The sequence below is a fragment of the Pseudomonas sp. 2(2015) genome (assembly GCF_000955865.1).
Taxonomy (GTDB): Bacteria; Pseudomonadota; Gammaproteobacteria; order Pseudomonadales; family Pseudomonadaceae; genus Aquipseudomonas.
In genome coordinates, this window is the sequence record NZ_JYOF01000004.1 from 314,784 (window position 1) to 334,097 (window position 19,314).

The following is a 19,314-nucleotide window of genomic DNA, read 5'->3' on the forward strand; positions in this document are numbered from 1 at the left end:
TGGTGATCCCTCAGAAGCCGTTAGGTGCGCGAGTGTGCCAGTCAGTCACTTGCTGGTAGCGGTACGCGACGTTGAGCAGGCGGCCTTCGTGGAAATACGGTGCCAGCAGCTGCACGCCAACCGGCAGACCATCGACGAAACCGGCCGGCATCGACAGGCCTGGCAGGCCGGCGAGGTTGGCGGTGATGGTGTAGACGTCTTCCAGGTACTCGGCGACCGGGTCGTTGTTCTTGGCGCCGATCTTCCAGGCCAGGTTTGGCGTGGTCGGGCCGAGGATCACGTCGACGTCGTTGAAGGCCGCCATGAAGTCGTTCTTGATCAGGCGGCGGATTTTCTGTGCCTGCAGGTAGTAGGCATCGTAGTAACCGGCCGACAGGGCGTAGGCCCCGACCATGATCCGGCGCTGTACTTCAGGGCCGAAGCCTTCGCCGCGGGAGCGCTTGTACAGGTCGGTGAGGTCGACCGGGCTCTCGCAGCGGTAGCCAAAACGTACACCGTCGAAACGCGACAGGTTGGACGAGGCCTCCGCCGGGGCGATCACGTAGTAGGCCGGGATGGCGTGCTGCATGTTCGGCAGGCTGATTTCCTTGACCACCGCGCCGAGCTTTTCCAGCTCCTTGACGCTGGCCTGGACCAGGTCGGCGATGCGCGGGTCGAGGCCGGCACCGAAGTATTCCTTCGGCAGGCCGATGCGCAGGCCCTGGAGCGAGGCGTTGAGGCTGGCGCTGTAGTCCGGCACCGGTTCGTCGATGCTGGTGGAGTCCTTGGCGTCGAAACCGGCCATGCCTTGCAGCAGCAGCGCGCAGTCTTCGGCAGTGCGGGCCAGCGGGCCGGCCTGGTCGAGGCTCGAGGCGTAGGCAATCATGCCCCAGCGCGAAACCCGACCGTAGGTCGGTTTCAGCCCGGTCAGGCTGGTCAGCGCTGCCGGCTGTCGGATCGAACCACCGGTGTCGGTGGCGGTGGCGCCAGGCAACAGGCGCGCAGCAACCGCGGCCGCCGAGCCACCGGACGAACCGCCCGGCACGTGCTCGAGGTTCCACGGGTTTTTCACCGCACCGTAGTAGCTGCTCTCGTTGGCCGAACCCATGGCGAATTCGTCCATGTTGGTCTTGCCCAGGGTCACGGCGCCAGCTTCGGCCAGCTTGCTGACCACGGTGGCGTCGTACGGCGCCTTGAAGTTGTCGAGCATCTTCGAGCCGCAACTGGTGCGGATGCCCTGGGTGCAGAACAGGTCCTTGTGGCCGATCGGTGCACCGAGCAGGGCGCCGCTCTCGCCGGCGGCGCGGCGGGCGTCGGCGGCCCGGGCCTGGCTGATGGCCAGGTCTTCGGTGACGCTGATGAAGCTGTTGATTTGCGGGTCGAGCTGGTTGATGCGCGCCAACAGGGCGCGGGTCAGCTCTTCGGAAGAAAACTTCTTGTCGGCGAGTCCGCGGGCGATCTCGGCCAGGGTCAGTTGATGCATGGCAGGCTCTATTCCCTTACTCGATGACTTTCGGAACCAGGTACAGGCCGTTTTCCGTCGCCGGGGCGATGGCCTGGTAGCTGTCGCGATGGTTACTTTCTGTTACCACGTCGGCGCGCAGGCGCTGGGTGGCTTCCAGAGGGTGGGCCAGTGGCTCGATGCCAGTGGTGTCGACCGCTTGCATCTGGTCGACCAGTCCCAGAATACTGTTCAGGGCATCGGTAGTGCGTGGCAGATCGGCTTCATTCAGGCCCAGTCGGGCCAAATGAGCGATCTTTTCCACGTCGCAGCGTTCAAGCGCCATGGGGATCTCCTGGGAAAACAGAAACGGATTTGCTCCGCGATGAGGAACATGCTGGCAGTATTACGGTCATAAGGCCGCGATCATGTGCAGGCTTGCTCGGAAAAACCGCCAATTTAACATATTGGTGCCTTGCCCAAAATCCCCGCCGTTGTTAGAGTTTGCCGCACTTTTTTACCCACGCGTTGCCTAGGGTCACTTTCCCATGTTCAAGAAACTGCGTGGCATGTTTTCCAGCGATCTTTCCATCGACCTGGGCACTGCCAACACCCTTATTTACGTGCGTGAGCGCGGTATCGTCCTGAATGAGCCATCGGTTGTGGCCATTCGTACTCACGGCAACCAGAAAAGTGTCGTCGCTGTCGGTACCGAGGCAAAGCGCATGCTGGGCCGTACGCCTGGCAACATTGCTGCCATTCGTCCGATGAAAGACGGCGTGATCGCCGATTTCAGCGTTTGCGAAAAAATGCTGCAGTACTTCATCAACAAGGTTCACGAAAACAGCTTCCTGCAGCCAAGCCCGCGGGTACTGATCTGCGTGCCGTGCAAATCGACCCAGGTCGAGCGCCGGGCCATTCGTGAGTCGGCGCTGGGCGCCGGCGCCCGTGAAGTGTTCCTGATCGAAGAGCCAATGGCCGCCGCCATCGGTGCCGGCCTGCCGGTCGAGGAAGCCCGCGGTTCGATGGTCGTCGATATCGGTGGTGGTACCACTGAAATCGCGCTGATCTCCTTGAACGGTGTGGTTTACGCCGAATCCGTACGGGTCGGTGGCGACCGTTTCGACGAAGCCATCGTCACCTACGTGCGCCGCAACTACGGCAGCCTGATCGGTGAGTCCACCGCCGAGCGCATCAAGCAGGAAATCGGTACCGCCTATCCGGGTGGCGAAGTTCGTGAAGTCGATGTCCGCGGCCGCAACCTGGCCGAGGGCGTGCCACGTGCCTTCACCCTGAACTCCAACGAAGTGCTGGAAGCGTTGCAGGAATCCCTGGCGACCATCGTCCAGGCGGTCAAGAGTGCCCTGGAGCAGTCGCCGCCGGAGCTGGCTTCGGACATCGCCGAGCGTGGCCTGGTGCTGACCGGTGGTGGCGCCCTGCTGCGCGACCTCGACAAGCTGCTGGCACAGGAAACCGGCCTGCCGGTAATCGTCGCCGAAGACCCGCTGACCTGCGTGGCTCGCGGTGGTGGCCGTGCCCTGGAAATGATGGACAAACACACCATGGACCTGCTCTCCAGCGAATAAGCCGGAGCCCGCAGTTCACGCCGCCCGGTTTACAGGTAGTGCCCACAGTGCTACCTGTATGTGCTGGGCTGACGTCCGTGTGGGCGTCGTTTTCCGTCAATCCGCAAGCAGGCCGGTGCGTTGCCGTATGAATGACCTCTTGAATCGTCGTCCACGAGGAGCGGCCCATTAAACCGCTTTTCGCCAAGGGCCCTTCGCTGGGCGTACGCCTGCTCGTGCTGGTTGTGCTGTCGATCACCCTGATGGTGGTCGACGCGCGCTTCACCCTGCTCAAGCCAATGCGTAGCCAGATGGGCCTGGTGCTGATGCCGTCCTACCTGGTTACCGATCTGCCCCAGCGCGTGTGGCAGGGGGTTGCCAGCCAGTTTGGCAGCCGTACCGAACTCGCCGCTGAAAACGAAAAACTCAAGACCGAAGCCTTGCTCCTGCAAGGTCGCCTGCAGAAGCTGGCGGCCCTGACCGAGCAGAACGTGCGCCTGCGCGAGTTGCTCAACTCCTCGGCGCTGGTCAACGAGAAGGTCGAAGTTGCTGAGCTGATCGGCGTCGATCCCAATCCTTTCACTCACCGGATCCTGATCAACAAGGGCGAGCGCGATGGCGTGGTCCTCGGTCAGCCGGTGCTCGACGCGCGTGGCCTGATGGGCCAGGTGGTCGAACTGATGCCCTACACCTCGCGGGTACTGCTGCTGACCGACACCACTCACAGCATTCCGGTGCAGGTCAATCGCAACGGCTTGCGGGCAATTGCCAGCGGTACCGGCAACCCCGAGCGCCTCGAACTGCGCCATGTGGCCGACACCGCCGACATCAAGGAAGGCGACCTGCTGGTCAGCTCCGGCCTCGGCCAGCGCTTCCCGGCCGGTTACCCGGTGGCCACGGTCAAGGAAGTGATCCACGACTCAGGCCAGCCGTTTGCCATTGTCCGGGCGATTCCGACCGCTGCGCTCAACCGCAGCCGCTACTTGCTGCTGGTATTCACCGATAGCCGCTCGCCCGAGCAACGAGCCAGCGATGCCGCGATTGCCCAGGAAGAGGCTGATCGCCAGGGCCTGCCCGCTTCGGCGGCCGCGCCTGCGCCTGGCAGCGCCCCGGCTGCACCGGCTGCGGCCACCCCGGCGCCGGCTGCCACGACGCCAGCCGCACCGGCAACCAGTGCCCATCCGCCCGCCACGGCAGCCCCCGCAGCCCCTGCTGCGGTACCCGGCGCGCCAGTCATTTCCCGGGAGAGACACTGATGGTAAGCACCCGCAGCCGTAATGGCTGGGTCATCTGGCTGAGCTTTCTGATCGGCATGCTGCTCAGCGTGTCGCCCATGCCGCAGTTCGCCGAAGTGTTCCGGCCGATGTGGCTGGCCCTGTTGCTGGCCTTCTGGACCCTGGCCGTGCCGCACCGGGTCGGGATGACCACTGCATTCGTCCTCGGCCTGGCTGAGGATGTGCTGTATGGCACCTTGCTGGGGCAGAACGCCCTGGTGCTGACCCTGATCACTTTCCTGGTGCTGTCGTTGCAACAGCGCCTGCGGATGTTCCCGATGTGGCAGCAGAGCCTGGTGATCCTGGTGATTTTCGGCCTGGCCCAGTTGATCCAGCTGTGGCTCAGCGCCCTGACCGGCAACCGCTTGCCGACCCTGGCGCTGATCTGGTCGGCGGTCATCAGCGCCTTGCTCTGGCCGTGGATCAGCTATGGCCTGCGTGGTCTGCGCCGACGCCTGAGCATCAACTGAGCACTCACATTCAACGCTGACAGGGAGACGTCAAGATGACCCTGCTGTACCTGGCCTCTGGCTCGCCACGCCGCCGTGAGTTGCTGACCCAGATCGGTGTTCCCTTTACTTCGCTCAGTGCCGCGATCGACGAGACGCCGCTGCCCGCAGAGGCTGCAGCAGCTTACGTCGAGCGTCTGGCGCGGGAGAAAGCGTGCGCTGGCCTTGCGTCACTACCCGAAGGTAGCGAGGGCCCGGTAGCAGTGCTGGGCGCCGATACCGCCGTGGTGCTCGAAGGTCGAATTCTCGGTAAACCGCAAAACCGCGAAGATGCCCTGGCCATGCTGGCAGCCTTGTCCGGGCACGAGCACCAGGTAATGACGGCGGTGGCCGTGGCCGATCATCAGCGTTGCCTGAGCGTCAATGTCACAAGCCGTGTGCTGTTTCGCCCCATCAGTGCCGAGGAAGCCGAGGCCTACTGGGCCAGCGGCGAACCTGCCGACAAGGCCGGAAGCTACGCCATTCAGGGCCTGGGGGCGGTATTCGTCCAGCGCCTTGAAGGCAGCTATTCGGCCGTGGTCGGCCTGCCCTTGAACGAAACCGCCGAACTGCTCGGTCAATTCGCCATCCCCTGCTGGCAGCGTCTGCCGGCCTGTTGAGCGAGGATTAGCCAGAACTGCCCTAGCCAGTCGCCCGCGAGCGATCCATGATTACTGAAGTCCTTTGACGAGAGCCTGCCATGAGTGAAGAGATTCTGATCAACATCACACCGATGGAATCACGCGTGGCGGTGGTGGAGAACGGTGTACTGCAGGAGGTGCATGTCGAGCGCACCCAGCGCCGTGGCATCGTCGGCAACATCTACAAAGGCAAGGTGGTGCGGGTACTGCCGGGCATGCAGGCGGCCTTCGTCGACATCGGCCTGGACCGTGCGGCGTTCATCCACGCCTCGGAAATCTCCCTGCGCGAAGGCTCGTCGGTCGAGAGCATCAGCGCCCTGGTGCACGAAGGCCAGAGCCTGGTGGTGCAGGTGACCAAGGACCCGATCGGCTCCAAGGGCGCGCGCCTGACCACCCAGCTGTCGATCCCGTCGCGCTACCTGGTGTACATGCCGCGCACCAGCCATGTCGGTATTTCGCTGAAGATCGAAGACGAAGCCGAGCGCGAGCGCCTCAAGCAGGTGGTGACTGACTGCATCGCCCAGGAAAATATCCAGGACGCCGGTGGTTTCATCCTGCGTACCGCCGCTGAAGGCGCCGGGGCCGATGAAATCCTCATGGACATCCGCTACCTGCGCAGGCTCTGGGAGCAGATCGGCGCGCAGATCAAGACCGTCGGCGCGCCGACCGAAATCTACGAAGACCTCGGCCTGGCCCTGCGCACTCTGCGCGATCTGGTTAACCCGAAAATCGAGAAGATCCGCATCGATTCGCGGGAAACATTTCAGAAAACCACGCAGTTTGTCGCCGAATTGATGCCGGAAATCGCCGATCGTCTGGAACACTACCCGGGCGAGCGACCGATCTTCGACCTCTACGGCGTCGAAGACGAGATCCAGCGCGCCCTGGACCGCAAGGTGCCGCTCAAATCCGGCGGTTACCTGGTAGTCGACCCGGCCGAGGCGATGACCACCATCGACGTCAATACCGGGGCTTTTGTCGGCCACCGCAACCTTGAAGAGACCATCTTCAAAACCAACCTCGAGGCGGCCACCGCCATTGCCCGGCAACTGCGCCTGCGCAATATCGGCGGGATCATCATCATTGACTTCATCGACATGGAAGATGAAGAGCACCAGCGCCAGGTACTGCGGACCCTGGAAAAACAGCTGGAGCGCGACCACGCCAAGACCAACATCATCGGCATCACCGAGCTGGGCCTGGTGCAGATGACCCGCAAGCGCACCCGCGAAAGCCTCGAGCAGGTACTCTGTGAGCCCTGCTATTGCTGCCAGGGCCGGGGCAAGCTGAAAACCCCCGAGACCGTCTGTTACGAAATTTTCCGCGAGATCCTCCGCGAAGCCCGCGCCTACCAGGCTGAAGGCTACCGGGTGCTGGCCAACCAGAAAGTGGTCGACCGCCTGCTGGATGAAGAATCGGGTAACGTTGCCGAACTTGAAGCCTTCATTGGTCGAACCATTCGCTTCCAGGTCGAGTCCATGTATTCCCAGGAACAATATGATGTGGTGCTCCTCTGACTCGGTCTGAACAACATTGCGCAGTGCGCCGGCTGGCAAACCGCCGGGTTGCGGCCATAGTTAAGGCACGATCTGGAGGGCCACAGGCATGGAACGACTGATGCGCGTTCTCGGCGCCTTGACCCGCTGGGGGTTGGGCATCAGTGCCTTGCTGGCGGTGTTGGTGGCGCTTTATGTCAGTCTCGGCCGGCAGTTCATCCCGCTGGTGGCCGAGTACCGTGCCGAGGTCGAGGACAAGGCCGAGCAAGCCTTGGGCCTGCCGGTGCATATCGGTGCCCTGGAAGGGCACTGGAGCGGCCTGGCGCCGATCGTGCGGGTACGCGATATCCAGGTCGGCGAAGGGCCCAGTGCCCTGCGCCTGGACGGCGTCAGGCTGGTGCCGGACCTGTGGGCCAGCCTGGTCGAGCGCCAGGTGCGCCTGGCCAACCTCGAAGTTGGCGGCCTGCAACTGAGCCTGCGCGAGGACCAGAACGGCGCCTGGGCCCTGGAAGGCCTGCCGAAAAAAGACGATAAGCCACTCGACCCCGAGCAACTGCTCAAGCAGATCCAGGTGGTGTCGAAAGTCACCGTGGTCGACAGCCAGGTGACTCTGGAGCCCTTCCAGCGCGAACCCATGACCCTCACCTACGTCAGCCTCGGCCTGCAGACCGGCAGTGTGCGCCAGCGCCTGGACGCGCGGCTGACCCTGCCCGATGGCCAGCCACTGGCGTTGAGCCTGCGCAGCCGGATTCGCCCCAGCCAGTGGCGCGACGGTGAAATCGATGCCTACCTGAGCCTGCCGCAAAGCGATTGGGCGCGCTGGCTGCCGCCACGCCTGCTGGGCCAGTGGCAGGCCACTGAGCTGCGCGCCGGTGGCGAGCTGTGGCTGAACTGGGGCAAGGGCCAGTTGCAAAGCGCGGTGGTGCGCCTGAATGCGCCAGAGCTGCGCGGCAATCATGCCGAACGCAAGCCCGTGCAGATTGACAACCTGGCCCTCAATGCCTGGTTCCAGCGCGGCGACAAGGGCCTGGAGGTGCTGGTCGACTCGCTGGCCATGAGCCTGGGCAAGACCCGCTGGGAATCCCATGTGCAGCTCAAGCAGACGGCCGCGACCGAGTCGAGCGAGGAAACCTGGGCGATCCAGGCCGATCGTCTCGACCTGACCCCGGTTACGCCGCTGATCGAAGCCCTGGCGCCGCTGCCGGAAAAACTCATGGCCGTGGTCGATGGCCTCAAGGTCACCGGGGCCTTGCGTAACGTGCGCCTGGATGTGCGGCCTAAAGCCACCGGCGACCAGCGCCTGAGTTTTGCTGCCAACCTTGAGCGGGTTGGCTTTGACGCCTATCACGGTGCACCGGCTGCCGGTAATGTCAGCGGCAGTATCAGCGGTGACCTCGGCCAGGGCGAACTGCGCCTGGATACCGATGCCTTCATGCTGCACCTGTACCCGATCTTCGAGAAACCCTGGCATTACCAGAAAGCCAACGCACGCCTGACCTGGCGCCTGGACCAGGAAGGCTTCACCCTGATCGCGCCGTACCTGAAGGTGCTGGGCGAGGAGGGCAAGATTGCCGGCGACTTCCTCATTCGCCTGCTGTTCGATGAAACCCGTGAAGACTACATGGACCTGCGCGTCGGCCTGGTCGACGGCGATGGCCGCTACACCGCCAAGTACCTGCCCGAAGTACTAAGCCCGGCGCTGGATGAATGGCTGCGCACGGCGATCCTCAAGGGCGCGGTCGATGAGGGTTACTTCCAGTACCAGGGCTCGCTCAACCACGGCGCCTCGGAGCAGGCCCGCAGTATCAGCCTGTTCTTCAAAGTCCATGACGCCGCCCTGGATTTTCAGCCCGGCTGGCCTCAGGTGCAGAAAGTCGCCGGTGACGTGTTTATCGACGACGATGGTGTGCGCATCAAGGCGCAAAGCGGACAGTTACTCAATACTCAGGTACGCAACGTCGAGGTCAACATTCCCCATGTTGGCGCCGGTGAACACAATCACCTGTACCTGGACGGCGAATTTGACGGCGGGCTCGTCGATGGCCTGAAGATCCTCCAGGACGCGCCTATCGGCACCGGGCCGATGTTTGCCGGCTGGGAGGGCGAGGGCGATCTCAAGGGCAAGCTCAAGCTGGATATTCCCCTGGCCAAAGGCCAGCAACCCAAGGTGGTCGTTGACTTCAATGTTCGCGATGCGCGGCTGAAGATCGCTTCACCGGCCCTGGAACTCCATCAGCTCAAGGGTGACTTGCGCTTTGACTTCGACAAAGGCTTGAGCGGCGAGAACATCAGTGCGCGGGCTTTCGACAAGCCGATCACCGCGCAGATCTTTGCCGAAGGCAAGCCCGGGCAGATGCAGACCCGCATCAACGCCAAAGGGCAGATGCCGCTCAAGTCACTGACCGACTGGCTGCAGGTCAAACAGGCCCTGCCGCTTTCCGGGGAGCTGCCTTACCAGTTGCAGGTCAGCCTGGGCAGCCGCGACAACACCTTGACTGTCGATTCCAGCCTCAAGGGCCTGGCGGTGGATTTGCCCGCGCCGTTCGGCAAGGCCGCCAACGAGACCCGCAACAGCCAGTTCAGCATGGGGCTGCAGGGGCCGGAGCGGCGCTTTAATGTCACTTATGCCGACGTTGCCAAGGCCATCTACGCCGCGCCCATGGACAAGCTCGACCAGGGCCGCGGTGAACTGCTGTTCGGCGCCGGTACCGCACAGTTGCCGCCTGGCCAGGGCCTGCGTGTGCGCGGTCGCCTGGCCGAGCTGGACCTGGAACCCTGGCAGAAGCAGTTCGAGCGCTTTGCCGGCAACGACCCGGGGGGCAGTGCCAAGCAGACGCTGCGTGGCGTCGACCTGAGTATTGGCCAGCTCAAGGGCTTTGGCCTGAACCTGGCGCAGGCGGTGGTGCGTGTCGATCGCGGTGGCAACCTCTGGGTCGTGCGCCTGGACAGCAAGGAAGTCATCGGTAACGCGCGGATCCCGGATGCCAAGGGCGCGCCAATGGTGATCAACCTGCAGACCATTCACCTGCCGGCCGCCGACCCCGCCGAAGCGTCTTCCGATGACGGCCCGGACCCGATGGCCAGTATTGATCCGCGCAAGATTCCGGCCGTTGATCTTTCCATCGACAAGCTGTTCCGTGGCGATGACCTGCTCGGCAGCTGGGCGGTCAAAGTTCGTCCGACTGCCAAGGGCATCGCCCTCAATGACCTCGATGTCAGTGTCAAAGGCCTGCAGATCGACGGTAATGGCGGTTGGGAAGGGGCGCCAGGGGCGAGCAGCAGTTGGTACAAGGGCCGTCTGGAAGGCAAGAACCTGGCGGACATCCTCAAGGCTTTCAATTTTGCGCCAACCGTCACCAGCCGGGACTTTCGCCTGGATGTCGACGGCCGCTGGCCCGGCTCGCCAGCCTGGGTCGGCCTCAAGCGCTTCTCCGGCAGCCTCGACGCCGCCTTGCGCAAAGGCCAGTTCGTCGAAGTCGAAGGTGGCGCCCAGGCCCTGCGCGTGTTCGGCCTGCTCAACTTCAACTCGATTGGCCGGCGCCTGCGTCTGGACTTCTCCGACTTGCTCGACAAGGGCCTGAGCTACGACCGGGTCAAAGGCCTGCTGGTGGCCAGTGAAGGGGTGTATGTGACCCGCGAGCCGATCACCGTCACCGGCCCCTCCAGCAACCTTGAGCTGGACGGCACCCTGGATATGGTCCGTGACCGGGTCGACGCCAACCTGCTGGTGACCCTGCCGGTGACCAACAACCTGCCGATTGCCGCGCTGATCGTCGGTGCGCCGGCCATCGGCGGGGCGCTGTTCCTGGTTGATCGCCTGCTCGGTGACCGGGTGGCGCGCTACGCCAGCGTGCATTATCGCGTCGAGGGTCCGTGGAAAGAGCCTAAGATAAGCTTTATCAAACCTTTCGAAAAATCACGCTAGGAGCCGGGATGAAGTCAGCGGTTATCCAGATGGTCAGCCAGAGCGACGTTCTGGCCAACCTGGTGCGCGCCCGGCAACTGCTTGAGCAGGCAGCCGCAGGCGGTGCACGGCTTGCCGTGCTGCCGGAGAACTTCGCTGCCATGGGCCGGCGCGACAGCGCCGCAATCGGCCGCGCCGAAGCCCTGGGCGAAGGCCCGATCCTGCCCTGGTTGAAACAGACCGCCCGCGACCTCAAGTTATGGATAGTGGCCGGGACCTTGCCGCTGCCGCCGGTCGGCCAGGCCGAAGCTAAGGCCCATGCCTGCTCGTTGCTGATCGATGAGCACGGTGAGCAGGTGGCGCGCTACGACAAGCTGCACCTGTTCGATGTCGATGTCGCCGATAACCGTGGCCGCTATCGCGAATCCGATGACTACGCCCATGGCGGCCAGGTAGTGGTCGCCGATACCCCGGTCGGGCGCCTGGGCCTGAGCGTCTGCTATGACCTGCGCTTCCCCGAGCTGTACAGCGCGCTGCGCGAAGCCGGGGCTGAGCTAATCAGTGCGCCGTCGGCCTTCACCGCCGTGACCGGTGCCGCGCACTGGGAAGTGTTGATTCGCGCGCGGGCGATTGAAACCCAATGTTATGTCCTGGCCGCGGCCCAGGGCGGAACTCACCCGGGGCCCCGGGAAACCTATGGCCATGCGGCGATCGTCGACCCCTGGGGGCGCATCGTCGCCGAACAGGCCAGCGGCGAAGCCGTGCTGCTGGGCGAACGTGACAGCAGCGAACAGGCGTCCATCCGGGCGCGGATGCCGGTGACCTTGCACCGGCGCTTTTTCTCGCAGGACGCCTTGCGGCCTGCGCACACCTCGGAGTGACTATGAGCGAGATGTTATCCACTGTCAGCGAACACCTGCTGGCGCCGGGCGGCCTGACCCTCGACAGCCTGCAGTCAGTGCTGGGCGAGCTGGCCGGGCCAGGCATCGATGCCGCCGACCTGTACTTCCAGGGGCAGATTTCCGAATCCTGGGCGCTGGAAGACGGTATCGTCAAAGAAGGCAGTTTCAACCTCGACCAGGGCGTGGGCGTACGTGCCCAGTCCGGCGAGAAGACCGGTTTTGCCTACAGCAACGCCATTAACCTCGAAGCCCTGACCTCGGCGGCCCGCGCCGCGCGCTCTATTTCCCGTGCCGGGCAGAACGGCAGCGTGCAGGCGTTCAACAGCCAGGACGTTACCCAGCTGTATGGCACCGACAATCCGCTTGAGGTCATCAGCCGCGCCGACAAGGTCGAGCTGCTCAAGTGTGTCGACGCCGCCACGCGCAAGCTCGATCCGCGTATCCAGCAAGTCACCGTGAGCATGGCCGGGGTCTGGGAGCGCATCCTGGTCGCCGCCGCCGATGGCAGCCTGGCCGCCGACATTCGCCCGCTGGTGCGTTTCAACGTCAGTGTCATCGTCGAGCAGAACGGCCGTCGCGAGCGCGGCGGTCACGGTGGCGGCGGGCGTACCGACTACCGCTATTTCACCGACGAACGGGTCATGGGCTATGCCCGTGAGGCCCTGCGCCAGGCGCTGGTCAACCTCGAAGCCATCCCGGCGCCGGCCGGTACCCTGCCGGTGGTGCTCGGCTCCGGCTGGTCGGGCGTATTGCTGCACGAAGCGGTCGGCCATGGCCTGGAGGGTGATTTCAACCGCAAGGGCAGTTCGGCCTACAGCGGCCACATGGGCGAGAAGGTGGCTTCGAGCCTGTGCACCATTGTCGATGACGGCACCCTGGAAGGTCGTCGCGGATCACTGAGCGTCGATGACGAAGGTACCCCGACCGAGTGCACCACGCTGATCGAGAACGGCATCCTCAAGGGCTACATGCAGGACAAGCTCAACGCCCGCCTGATGGGCATGGCCCGCACCGGCAACGGCCGACGCGAATCCTACGCGCACCTGCCGATGCCGCGCATGACCAACACCTACATGCGTGCCGGTGAAAGCGACCCGGCTGAAATCATTGCCTCGGTGAAAAGGGGTATTTACTGCGCCAACCTCGGTGGTGGCCAGGTGGACATCACCAGCGGCAAGTTCGTGTTCTCCACCAGTGAGGCGTACCTGATCGAAGACGGCAAGATTACCGCGCCGGTCAAAGGCGCAACCCTGATCGGCAACGGGCCGGAAGCCATGAGCCGGGTATCGATGGTCGGCAACGACCTGTCGCTGGACAGCGGTGTCGGTACATGCGGCAAGGATGGTCAGTCGGTGCCGGTGGGCGTTGGCCAGCCGACCCTGAAGATCGATGCGATCACCGTCGGTGGCACCGGCGCATGAAGATGAAACCGGGCAGGCAGGGCGCCTGCCCGTGTGCGGGGTTCAACGCAGGCCGCGTTGGACCTCGTCGAGTTCGCGGATGTACTTGAAGATTTTGCGGCTCGCGCTTGGCGGCTTGTTGCGCGCCAGCTCGTGCTGGGCCTGGCGGATCAGCGAGCGCAGTTGCTGGCGATCGGCATCGGGGTATTCCTGGACGAACTTCTCCAGGACCTCGTCGGTACCATCGATCAGCCGGTCACGCCAGCGTTCAAGGTTGTGGAAGCGCTCGTTGTATTGGCGCGAGGAGGCGTCGAGCTGGTCAAGCAGGGCATTGATCGCGTCGATGTCCTGGTCGCGCATCAGCTTGCCGATGAACGACTTGTGACGCCGTTTGGCCTCGTTCGCGGTGTGCCGCTTGTGCTCTTCCAGGGCCGCGCGCAACTCGTCGGTCAACGGCAGTTTGGCCAGGGTATCGGGCTTGAGCAAGGTAAGGCGCTCGCCCATCTCGACCAGCGCCTGCATTTCGCGCTTGACCTGGGTTTTGCTTTTTTCGCCGTCAAAGGCGGTGTCGTAAGAATCAACCATGGGGGCAGTCCGCTGAGAATCGCCGCCATGATAACCAGTCGGGGGCCGCTTGTCCGGTCCGGTCGTAGATTGACCCGCGCCGAACGCAGAATTTGAGTGGAGAAAACCATGAGTGCAGTCCAGAGCGTAGGTCCGCAGGCCCTGCCGGCGTTGCAGGAACAGGTCGAACAGATCATTGCCGAAGCCCGGCGCCAGGGTGCCAGCGCCTGCGAAGTGGCGGTATCGCTGGAGCAGGGGTTGTCGACTTCGGTGCGCCAGCGTGAAGTCGAGACCGTCGAATTCAACCGTGACCAGGGTTTTGGCATCACCTTGTACGTGGGCCAGCGCAAAGGCTCGGCGAGCACCTCGGCCAGCGGCAGCGAGGCGATCCGGGAAACCGTCGCCGCCGCCCTGGCAATTGCCAAGCACACTTCCGAAGACGAGTGCGCCGGGCTTGCCGATCCGGCGCTGATGGCCCGCGAGCAGGCGGATTTCGACCTCTATCATGCCTGGGACATCACCCCTGAGCAGGCCATCGAAAAGGCCCTGGAGTGCGAAGCCGCAGCTTTCGATGCCGATGCGCGGATCAAGAACGCCGACGGCACCACCCTCAACACCCACCAGGGCTGTCGCGTGTATGGCAACAGCCATGGCTTTATCGGCGGCTACGCTTCGACCCGGCACAGCCTGAGCTGCGTGATGATTGCCGAAGCCGACGGGCAGATGCAGCGCGACTACTGGTATGACGTCAATCGCCAGGGCGAATTGCTCGCCGACCCGCGCAGCATCGGTATCCGCGCTGCGCAACGGGCAGCCAGCCGCCTGGGCGCGCGTCCGGTACCCACCTGTGAAGTGCCGGTACTGTTCTCGGCCGAGCTGGCAGGGGGGCTGTTCGGCAGCTTCCTTTCGGCGATTTCCGGCGGCAACCTGTACCGCAAGTCTTCGTTCCTCGATGGTGCCATGGGCCAACGGCTGTTCCCGACCTGGCTGACCCTGGACGAGCGCCCGCACCTGCAGCGTGCCCTGGGCAGCGCCGCGTTCGATGGTGACGGCCTGGCCACCTATGCCAAGCCATTCGTTGAAAACGGCCAACTGGTGTCCTACGTGCTGGGTACCTATTCCGGGCGCAAGCTGGGCTTGCCGAGCACCGCCAACGCCGGCGGCGTGCACAACCTGTTCGTCACCCATGGGGTCGAAGACCAGGCTGCCCTGCTGCGGCGCATGGGTCGTGGACTGCTGGTTACCGAGCTGATGGGCCATGGTCTGAACATGGTCACCGGCGACTACTCGCGCGGTGCTGCAGGCTACTGGGTAGAAAACGGCGAGATTCAGTTCGCCGTTCAGGAAGTGACGATCGCCGGTAATATGAAGGATATGTTCCAGCAAATTGTCGCGATTGGTAATGATCTGGAAACCCGCAGCAATATTCACACAGGCTCGGTGCTGATCGAGCGGATGACCGTCGCGGGCAGTTAACGCCCGGTGTTGCTCCCCCTTCGAAGCCCGGCCATGTGTCGGGCTTTTTGTTTTTCTTTTTTCATTTTGTTGAACTGATTCTGATTATCACTTAATAATGAATATCATTATCTAGGCGATGATGTTCATGAAACCAGTCCTCCACGAATTGCCCTACCTGGAAAACTGGCGCTGGCTGAGCCGGCGCATTCGCTGTGCACTCGATCCGGACGAGCCGCGCCTGATCGAGCACTACCTCACCGAAGGCCGTTACCTGGTGTGTTGCACCGATACCAGCGCCTGGACCATCGCCTTGACTTCATTCCGCCTGCTGCTGGACACCGCCTGCGATCGCGCGCTGCCCTGGCATTGGCGCTGCCTGTGCCTGGACCAGGCCTGGCGGCCGCTGCTGGAGCTGCGCAACCTCGATCGGCGCGAAAACAACCAGCGCTGGCAGCCCTTCGCCCTGCAACTGGCGAACTGCGTGCTGCTGCCTTCGATTTCCTACGATGAACTGATGCAAGGACTTGATGATGAGTAATACCCGTATCGAGCGCGACAGCATGGGTGAACTGCTGGTGCCAGCCGAGGCCCTGTATGGCGCCCAGACCCAGCGCGCGGTAAACAACTTCCCGATCAGCCAGCAACGCATGCCGACCCAGTTCATCCGCGCACTGCTGCTGGCCAAGGCTGCTGCGGCCAAGGCCAACATCGAGCTCAAGCAACTGGAGCAGGCCCGCGGCGAGGCGATCGTCAAAGCCGTGGAGCAGTTGCTGGCCGCTGACTTCATGCAGCATTTCCCGGTGGATATCTTCCAGACCGGCTCCGGTACCAGTTCGAACATGAACGCCAACGAGGTGATCGCGACCCTGGCCAGCCGCGTGCTGGGCGATACGGTCAACCCCAACGATCACGTCAACTGCGGGCAAAGCAGCAACGACATCATCCCCACCACCATTCATGTCAGTGCCGCGCTGGCCCTGCACGAGCAGTTGCTGCCGGCGCTGCAGCATCTGGTCAAGGTGATCGACGCCAAGGCCGAGCAGGTGCATCCGTTCATCAAGACCGGCCGCACCCACCTGATGGATGCCATGCCGGTGCGCATGAGCCAGGTGCTGGGTGGATGGTCGGCGCAAGTCAAGGCGGCCATTGCTCATCTGCAAGCCACCTTGCCAAGCCTGCAAGCCCTGGCCCAGGGCGGCACCGCCGTGGGCACTGGCATCAATGCCCATCCTGAGTTCGCTGCGCGCTTCAGCCAGCAACTGACAGCGCTTACCGGCGTCGAATTTGTTCCGGGGCACAACCTGTTCGCTTTGATTGGTTCGCAAGACACCGCTGTGGCGGTATCCGGCCAGCTCAAGACCACCGCTGTGGCACTGATGAAAATCGCCAACGACCTGCGCTGGATGAACTCCGGGCCGCTGGCCGGCCTGGGCGAAATCGAGCTCGAAGGCTTGCAGCCGGGCTCTTCGATCATGCCAGGCAAGGTCAACCCGGTAATCCCGGAAGCGACTGCCATGGTCGCCGCGCAGGTGATCGGCAACGACGCGACCATCGCCGTGGCCGGGCAGTCGGGCAACTTCGAACTCAACGTGATGCTGCCGATTATTGCCCAGAACCTGCTCAGCAGCATCGAGCTGATGGCCAATGCCAGCCGCTTGCTGGCCGACAAGGCGATTGCCAGCTTCACGGTCAATGAACCCAAGCTCAAGGAAGCCCTGGCGCGCAACCCGATTCTGGTCACCGCCCTGAACCCGATCATCGGCTACCAGAAGGCTGCCGAAATCGCCAAGACCGCTTACAAGCAAGGCCGCCCGATTATCGACGTAGCCCTCGAAAACACCGACCTGCCGCGCAGCCAGCTTGAAGCGCTGCTCGATCCGGAAAAGCTCACCGCCGGCGGGATCTGAGCCGGCCCACCGCTCTGGAGGTTTGTCATGCAGCACTGGAAACGCACCACCGAAATTGCCAACCGCCTGTTCGAACAGGGCGAGTTGGTCGATGCCCGCGAGTTGTATCTGCAAGCCCTGGCGCTTGCCCAGGTGTTGTTCGAACGCTGGCATGACGCCGACGAAGCGGTGGCCGTGTGCGTCATCGCCCACCACAACCTGGCTGACCTGCACCTGCGGCTGAATCAGCCGCAGGAAAGCGCCGAGTACCTGTGCGCCATTCACCAGCGGTTGTTGCAGACCGCCCAGGACCCGCGCATGGCGCCAATGCTGCGCGAAGCTGCGTTGCGCCACAGCAGCAAGACCTACACCGAGTTGCTGAGCTTCATCAGCGAGTACGGCCAGTACCCGCGTACCGAACGTCTGCTCTACCGGCACGAGCCGCAGCCGGCCCTGCATGCCGGTCAGGAAAGCGCCGCGCCTTCAGTCCTACAATATGGAATCCAGTGATATGCCTTATACCTTGCCTGCATTGCCTTACGCCTACGATGCGCTGGAACCGCACATCGATACCCAGACCATGCAGATTCACCACAGCAAGCACCACCAGACTTACATCAACAACCTCAACGCGGCGGTCGAAGGCAGCGAGTATGCCGAGTGGCCGGTGGAAAAACTGGTGGCCAGCGTCAAGCAACTGCCGGAAAAATTGCACAACGCGGTAATCAACCAGGGCGGCGGTCACGCCAACCATTCGCTGTTCTGGACCGTGATGTCGCCCCAGGGCGGCGGCCTGCCACAAGGCGCTGTGGCCAAGGCCATCGATGAGCAATTGGGTGGCTTCGAGGCGTTCAAGGACGCCTTCACCAAGGCTGCGCTGACTCGCTTTGGCAGCGGTTGGGCCTGGCTGAGCGTGACCCCGGCCAAGACCCTGGTGGTTGAAAGCAGTGGTAATCAGGACAGCCCGCTGATGAACGGCAATACGCCAATCCTCGGCCTGGACGTCTGGGAGCATGCTTACTACCTGCTGTACCAGAACCGTCGTCCGGAATACATCAACGCCTTCTACAACGTGATCGACTGGTCCGAGGTAGAGCGTCGTTACGCAGCTGCGCTTGTGTGAGTCGCAGCGCAATGCGTTCGGATGTGATGTCGATTGCCGGCGTGCGGCTGTTTCGCCTGGCGCTCGGTACCCTGTTGCTGCTGGTCGGCTTCGCCCTGCTGGTGGCCCAGGGTATCGCCTGGCTGGACCTGGAACCGCGCATGTTACGGGCGCTCGAAGGCGGTGCGCTGTGCGCCCTGGGTACGGCCTTGGGCGCGGTGCCGGTGCTGGTGATCCGCAACATGCCAGTGGCGTTGGCCGATACCTTGCTGGGCTTTGGTGCCGGGGTGATGCTGGCGGCCACGGCCTTTTCGCTGATCATTCCCGGGCTGGATGCCGCCCAGGCCATTGGCCTGGGTAAATGGGGCGCCGGTGGTTTGGTCAGCTTCGGCTTGCTGTTCGGGGCCTTCTGCCTGTACCTGGTCGACCTCAAGGTGTCCGGTGCATCGCCCGAGGCCCTGGTCGGCACGCCGCAGCAACCGGTTATCGCCGCGCGGATCTGGGTGTTCGTCATTGCCATCATTGCCCATAACATCCCCGAAGGCATGGCCATTGGCGTGTCTGCCGGTGGTGGCATGCCCGATGCCGACAGCCTTGCCATGGGCATTGCCCTGCAGGATGTGCCGGAAGGCCTGGTGATTGCCCTGGTGTTGGCAGGGGCGGGGATGGCCCGCTTCAAGGCGTTTCTGATTGGTGCGGCTTCTGGTCTGGTCGAGCCGCTGGCAGCGGTGGTGTGTGCCTGGCTGGTGACCGTGGCAGAGTTGTTGCTGCCACTGGGCTTGGCGTGTGCTGCCGGGGCGATGTTGCTGGTCGTGACCCAGGAAATCATTCCCGAGTCGCGCAGCAATGGCCATCACCGGCTAGCCAGCCTGGGCCTGTGCATCGGCTTCTGCCTGATGATGGTGATGGATACGGCGCTTTCGTGAGAAAACGGGGGCGGTTACTCGCCCTCGTCGAAGTAATTGTTGATCAGTTCGATCAGGGCGTTGAGTGCATCATCGTCCTGCTCGCCCTCGGTGTGCAGATGAATGGCGGTGCCCTTGCCGGCCGCCAGCATCATGACCGCCATGATGCTCTTGCCATCAACCAGGGATTGCGGATTACGCCCAACGCGAACCTGGCAGGGAAACTTGCCCGCAACGCCAACGAACTTTGCCGCTGCCCGGGCGTGCAGCCCCAGCTTGTTGATGATGGTGATTTCTTTTGCGGGCATC

General features: G+C 63.3%; 18 protein-coding genes. 14 read left to right on the forward strand and 4 right to left on the reverse strand.

The genetic code is table 11. The features are described from left to right. Nucleotides 1-10: 10 nt before the first annotated feature. Together gatA and gatC are read right to left on the reverse strand one after the other, a co-directional pair. On the reverse strand, nt 11-1,462 hold the full coding sequence (gatA, locus tag UB48_RS09655) for an Asp-tRNA(Asn)/Glu-tRNA(Gln) amidotransferase subunit GatA (RefSeq protein WP_045196303.1): 1,452 nt from the start codon (nt 1,460-1,462) through the stop codon (nt 11-13). A gap of 16 nt (nt 1,463-1,478) precedes the next feature. Further along, the gene (gene gatC / locus UB48_RS09660) at nt 1,479-1,766 is read right to left on the reverse strand and encodes an Asp-tRNA(Asn)/Glu-tRNA(Gln) amidotransferase subunit GatC (RefSeq protein ID WP_045196305.1); all 288 of its coding nucleotides are present in this window, start codon (nt 1,764-1,766) and stop codon (nt 1,479-1,481) included. Between the two features lie 202 nt (nt 1,767-1,968). Between gatC and mreB the strand changes: the two genes are divergently transcribed. The 8 genes from mreB to tldD all read left to right on the forward strand — a co-directional run bounded on the left by mreB (nt 1,969) and on the right by tldD (nt 13,111). Further along, nucleotides 1,969-3,006, forward strand: a complete 1,038-nt coding sequence (gene mreB, locus UB48_RS09665; protein ID WP_008371426.1) for a rod shape-determining protein MreB — start codon at nt 1,969-1,971, stop codon at nt 3,004-3,006. A 143-nt stretch (nt 3,007-3,149) separates the two neighbouring features. Next, the gene (mreC, locus tag UB48_RS09670) at nt 3,150-4,241 is read left to right on the forward strand and encodes a rod shape-determining protein MreC (protein ID WP_258610690.1); all 1,092 of its coding nucleotides are present in this window, start codon (nt 3,150-3,152) and stop codon (nt 4,239-4,241) included. Next, the gene (gene mreD / locus UB48_RS09675) at nt 4,241-4,729 is read left to right on the forward strand and encodes a rod shape-determining protein MreD (protein ID WP_045196310.1); all 489 of its coding nucleotides are present in this window, start codon (nt 4,241-4,243) and stop codon (nt 4,727-4,729) included. Before mreC ends, mreD begins: the two co-directional genes overlap by 1 nt. 35 nt (nt 4,730-4,764) lie before the next feature. Further along, the gene (locus tag UB48_RS09680; protein ID WP_045196312.1) at nt 4,765-5,367 is read left to right on the forward strand and encodes a nucleoside triphosphate pyrophosphatase; all 603 of its coding nucleotides are present in this window, start codon (nt 4,765-4,767) and stop codon (nt 5,365-5,367) included. A gap of 80 nt (nt 5,368-5,447) precedes the next feature. Continuing rightward, nucleotides 5,448-6,905, forward strand: a complete 1,458-nt coding sequence (gene rng / locus UB48_RS09685; protein WP_045196314.1) for a ribonuclease G — start codon at nt 5,448-5,450, stop codon at nt 6,903-6,905. An 88-nt stretch (nt 6,906-6,993) separates the two neighbouring features. Next, nucleotides 6,994-10,809 carry a YhdP family protein gene (locus tag UB48_RS09690; RefSeq protein ID WP_045196316.1) on the forward strand — a complete coding sequence of 1,272 codons (3,816 nt, stop codon included), beginning with the start codon at nt 6,994-6,996 and terminating at the stop codon, nt 10,807-10,809. A gap of 8 nt (nt 10,810-10,817) precedes the next feature. Next, nucleotides 10,818-11,669, forward strand: coding sequence for a carbon-nitrogen hydrolase family protein (locus UB48_RS09695; RefSeq protein WP_045196318.1), 852 nt, complete (start codon nt 10,818-10,820; stop codon nt 11,667-11,669). 2 nt (nt 11,670-11,671) lie between these two features. Next, nucleotides 11,672-13,111, forward strand: coding sequence for a metalloprotease TldD (gene tldD / locus UB48_RS09700; RefSeq protein ID WP_045196320.1), 1,440 nt, complete (start codon nt 11,672-11,674; stop codon nt 13,109-13,111). A gap of 42 nt (nt 13,112-13,153) precedes the next feature. Here tldD and yjgA read toward each other — a convergent pair whose 3' ends face one another. Further along, nucleotides 13,154-13,675: a ribosome biogenesis factor YjgA gene (gene yjgA / locus UB48_RS09705; RefSeq protein WP_045196322.1), complete on the reverse strand. Its 522-nt coding sequence runs from the start codon at nt 13,673-13,675 to the stop codon at nt 13,154-13,156. Between the two features lie 108 nt (nt 13,676-13,783). On the opposite strand from yjgA, the gene pmbA reads away from it, so the two are divergent. The 6 genes from pmbA (at nt 13,784) to UB48_RS09735 (ending at nt 19,026) form a co-directional block, all read left to right on the forward strand. Further along, complete coding sequence (pmbA, locus tag UB48_RS09710; RefSeq protein WP_045196325.1) at nt 13,784-15,130, forward strand: metalloprotease PmbA; 1,347 nt, start codon at nt 13,784-13,786, stop codon at nt 15,128-15,130. A gap of 118 nt (nt 15,131-15,248) precedes the next feature. After that, nucleotides 15,249-15,650, forward strand: a complete 402-nt coding sequence (locus UB48_RS09715) for a FagA protein (protein WP_082075425.1) — start codon at nt 15,249-15,251, stop codon at nt 15,648-15,650. After that, nucleotides 15,643-17,019 (forward strand): lyase family protein, encoded by a 1,377-nt coding sequence (locus UB48_RS09720; RefSeq protein ID WP_045196328.1) that lies wholly within the window; start codon nt 15,643-15,645, stop codon nt 17,017-17,019. The genes UB48_RS09715 and UB48_RS09720 overlap by 8 nt, the downstream gene beginning before the upstream one ends. 27 nt (nt 17,020-17,046) lie before the next feature. Next, a complete protein-coding gene (locus UB48_RS09725; RefSeq protein ID WP_045196331.1) occupies nt 17,047-17,508 on the forward strand; it encodes a hypothetical protein in 462 nt (153 codons plus the stop codon). Nucleotide 17,509: 1 nt separating this feature from the next. Next, complete coding sequence (locus UB48_RS09730) at nt 17,510-18,121, forward strand: superoxide dismutase (RefSeq protein WP_045196333.1); 612 nt, start codon at nt 17,510-17,512, stop codon at nt 18,119-18,121. Between the two features lie 11 nt (nt 18,122-18,132). After that, the gene (locus UB48_RS09735; protein WP_045196335.1) at nt 18,133-19,026 is read left to right on the forward strand and encodes a ZIP family metal transporter; all 894 of its coding nucleotides are present in this window, start codon (nt 18,133-18,135) and stop codon (nt 19,024-19,026) included. 14 nt (nt 19,027-19,040) lie between these two features. On the opposite strand, the gene UB48_RS09740 is transcribed toward UB48_RS09735, so the two are convergent. Next, nucleotides 19,041-19,313: an HPr family phosphocarrier protein gene (locus UB48_RS09740; protein ID WP_045196337.1), complete on the reverse strand. Its 273-nt coding sequence runs from the start codon at nt 19,311-19,313 to the stop codon at nt 19,041-19,043. Between the last annotated feature and the right edge of the window lies 1 nt (nt 19,314).

Excerpts from the sequence above, each read along its gene's own strand:
- gatA (WP_045196303.1), bottom strand. The coding sequence starts at position 1,462 with ATGCATCAACTGACCCTGGCCGAGATCGCCCGCGGACTCGCCGACAAG.
- gatC (WP_045196305.1), bottom strand. The coding sequence starts at position 1,766 with ATGGCGCTTGAACGCTGCGACGTGGAAAAGATCGCTCATTTGGCCCGA.
- mreB (WP_008371426.1), top strand. The coding sequence starts at position 1,969 with ATGTTCAAGAAACTGCGTGGCATGTTTTCCAGCGATCTTTCCATCGAC.
- mreD (WP_045196310.1), top strand. The coding sequence starts at position 4,241 with ATGGTAAGCACCCGCAGCCGTAATGGCTGGGTCATCTGGCTGAGCTTT.
- UB48_RS09680 (WP_045196312.1), top strand. The coding sequence starts at position 4,765 with ATGACCCTGCTGTACCTGGCCTCTGGCTCGCCACGCCGCCGTGAGTTG.
- rng (WP_045196314.1), top strand. The coding sequence starts at position 5,448 with ATGAGTGAAGAGATTCTGATCAACATCACACCGATGGAATCACGCGTG.
- UB48_RS09690 (WP_045196316.1), top strand. The coding sequence starts at position 6,994 with ATGGAACGACTGATGCGCGTTCTCGGCGCCTTGACCCGCTGGGGGTTG.
- UB48_RS09695 (WP_045196318.1), top strand. The coding sequence starts at position 10,818 with ATGAAGTCAGCGGTTATCCAGATGGTCAGCCAGAGCGACGTTCTGGCC.
- tldD (WP_045196320.1), top strand. The coding sequence starts at position 11,672 with ATGAGCGAGATGTTATCCACTGTCAGCGAACACCTGCTGGCGCCGGGC.
- yjgA (WP_045196322.1), bottom strand. The coding sequence starts at position 13,675 with ATGGTTGATTCTTACGACACCGCCTTTGACGGCGAAAAAAGCAAAACC.
- pmbA (WP_045196325.1), top strand. The coding sequence starts at position 13,784 with ATGAGTGCAGTCCAGAGCGTAGGTCCGCAGGCCCTGCCGGCGTTGCAG.
- UB48_RS09715 (WP_082075425.1), top strand. The coding sequence starts at position 15,249 with ATGATGTTCATGAAACCAGTCCTCCACGAATTGCCCTACCTGGAAAAC.
- UB48_RS09720 (WP_045196328.1), top strand. The coding sequence starts at position 15,643 with ATGAGTAATACCCGTATCGAGCGCGACAGCATGGGTGAACTGCTGGTG.
- UB48_RS09725 (WP_045196331.1), top strand. The coding sequence starts at position 17,047 with ATGCAGCACTGGAAACGCACCACCGAAATTGCCAACCGCCTGTTCGAA.
- UB48_RS09730 (WP_045196333.1), top strand. The coding sequence starts at position 17,510 with ATGCCTTATACCTTGCCTGCATTGCCTTACGCCTACGATGCGCTGGAA.
- UB48_RS09735 (WP_045196335.1), top strand. The coding sequence starts at position 18,133 with ATGCGTTCGGATGTGATGTCGATTGCCGGCGTGCGGCTGTTTCGCCTG.
- UB48_RS09740 (WP_045196337.1), bottom strand. The coding sequence starts at position 19,313 with ATGCCCGCAAAAGAAATCACCATCATCAACAAGCTGGGGCTGCACGCC.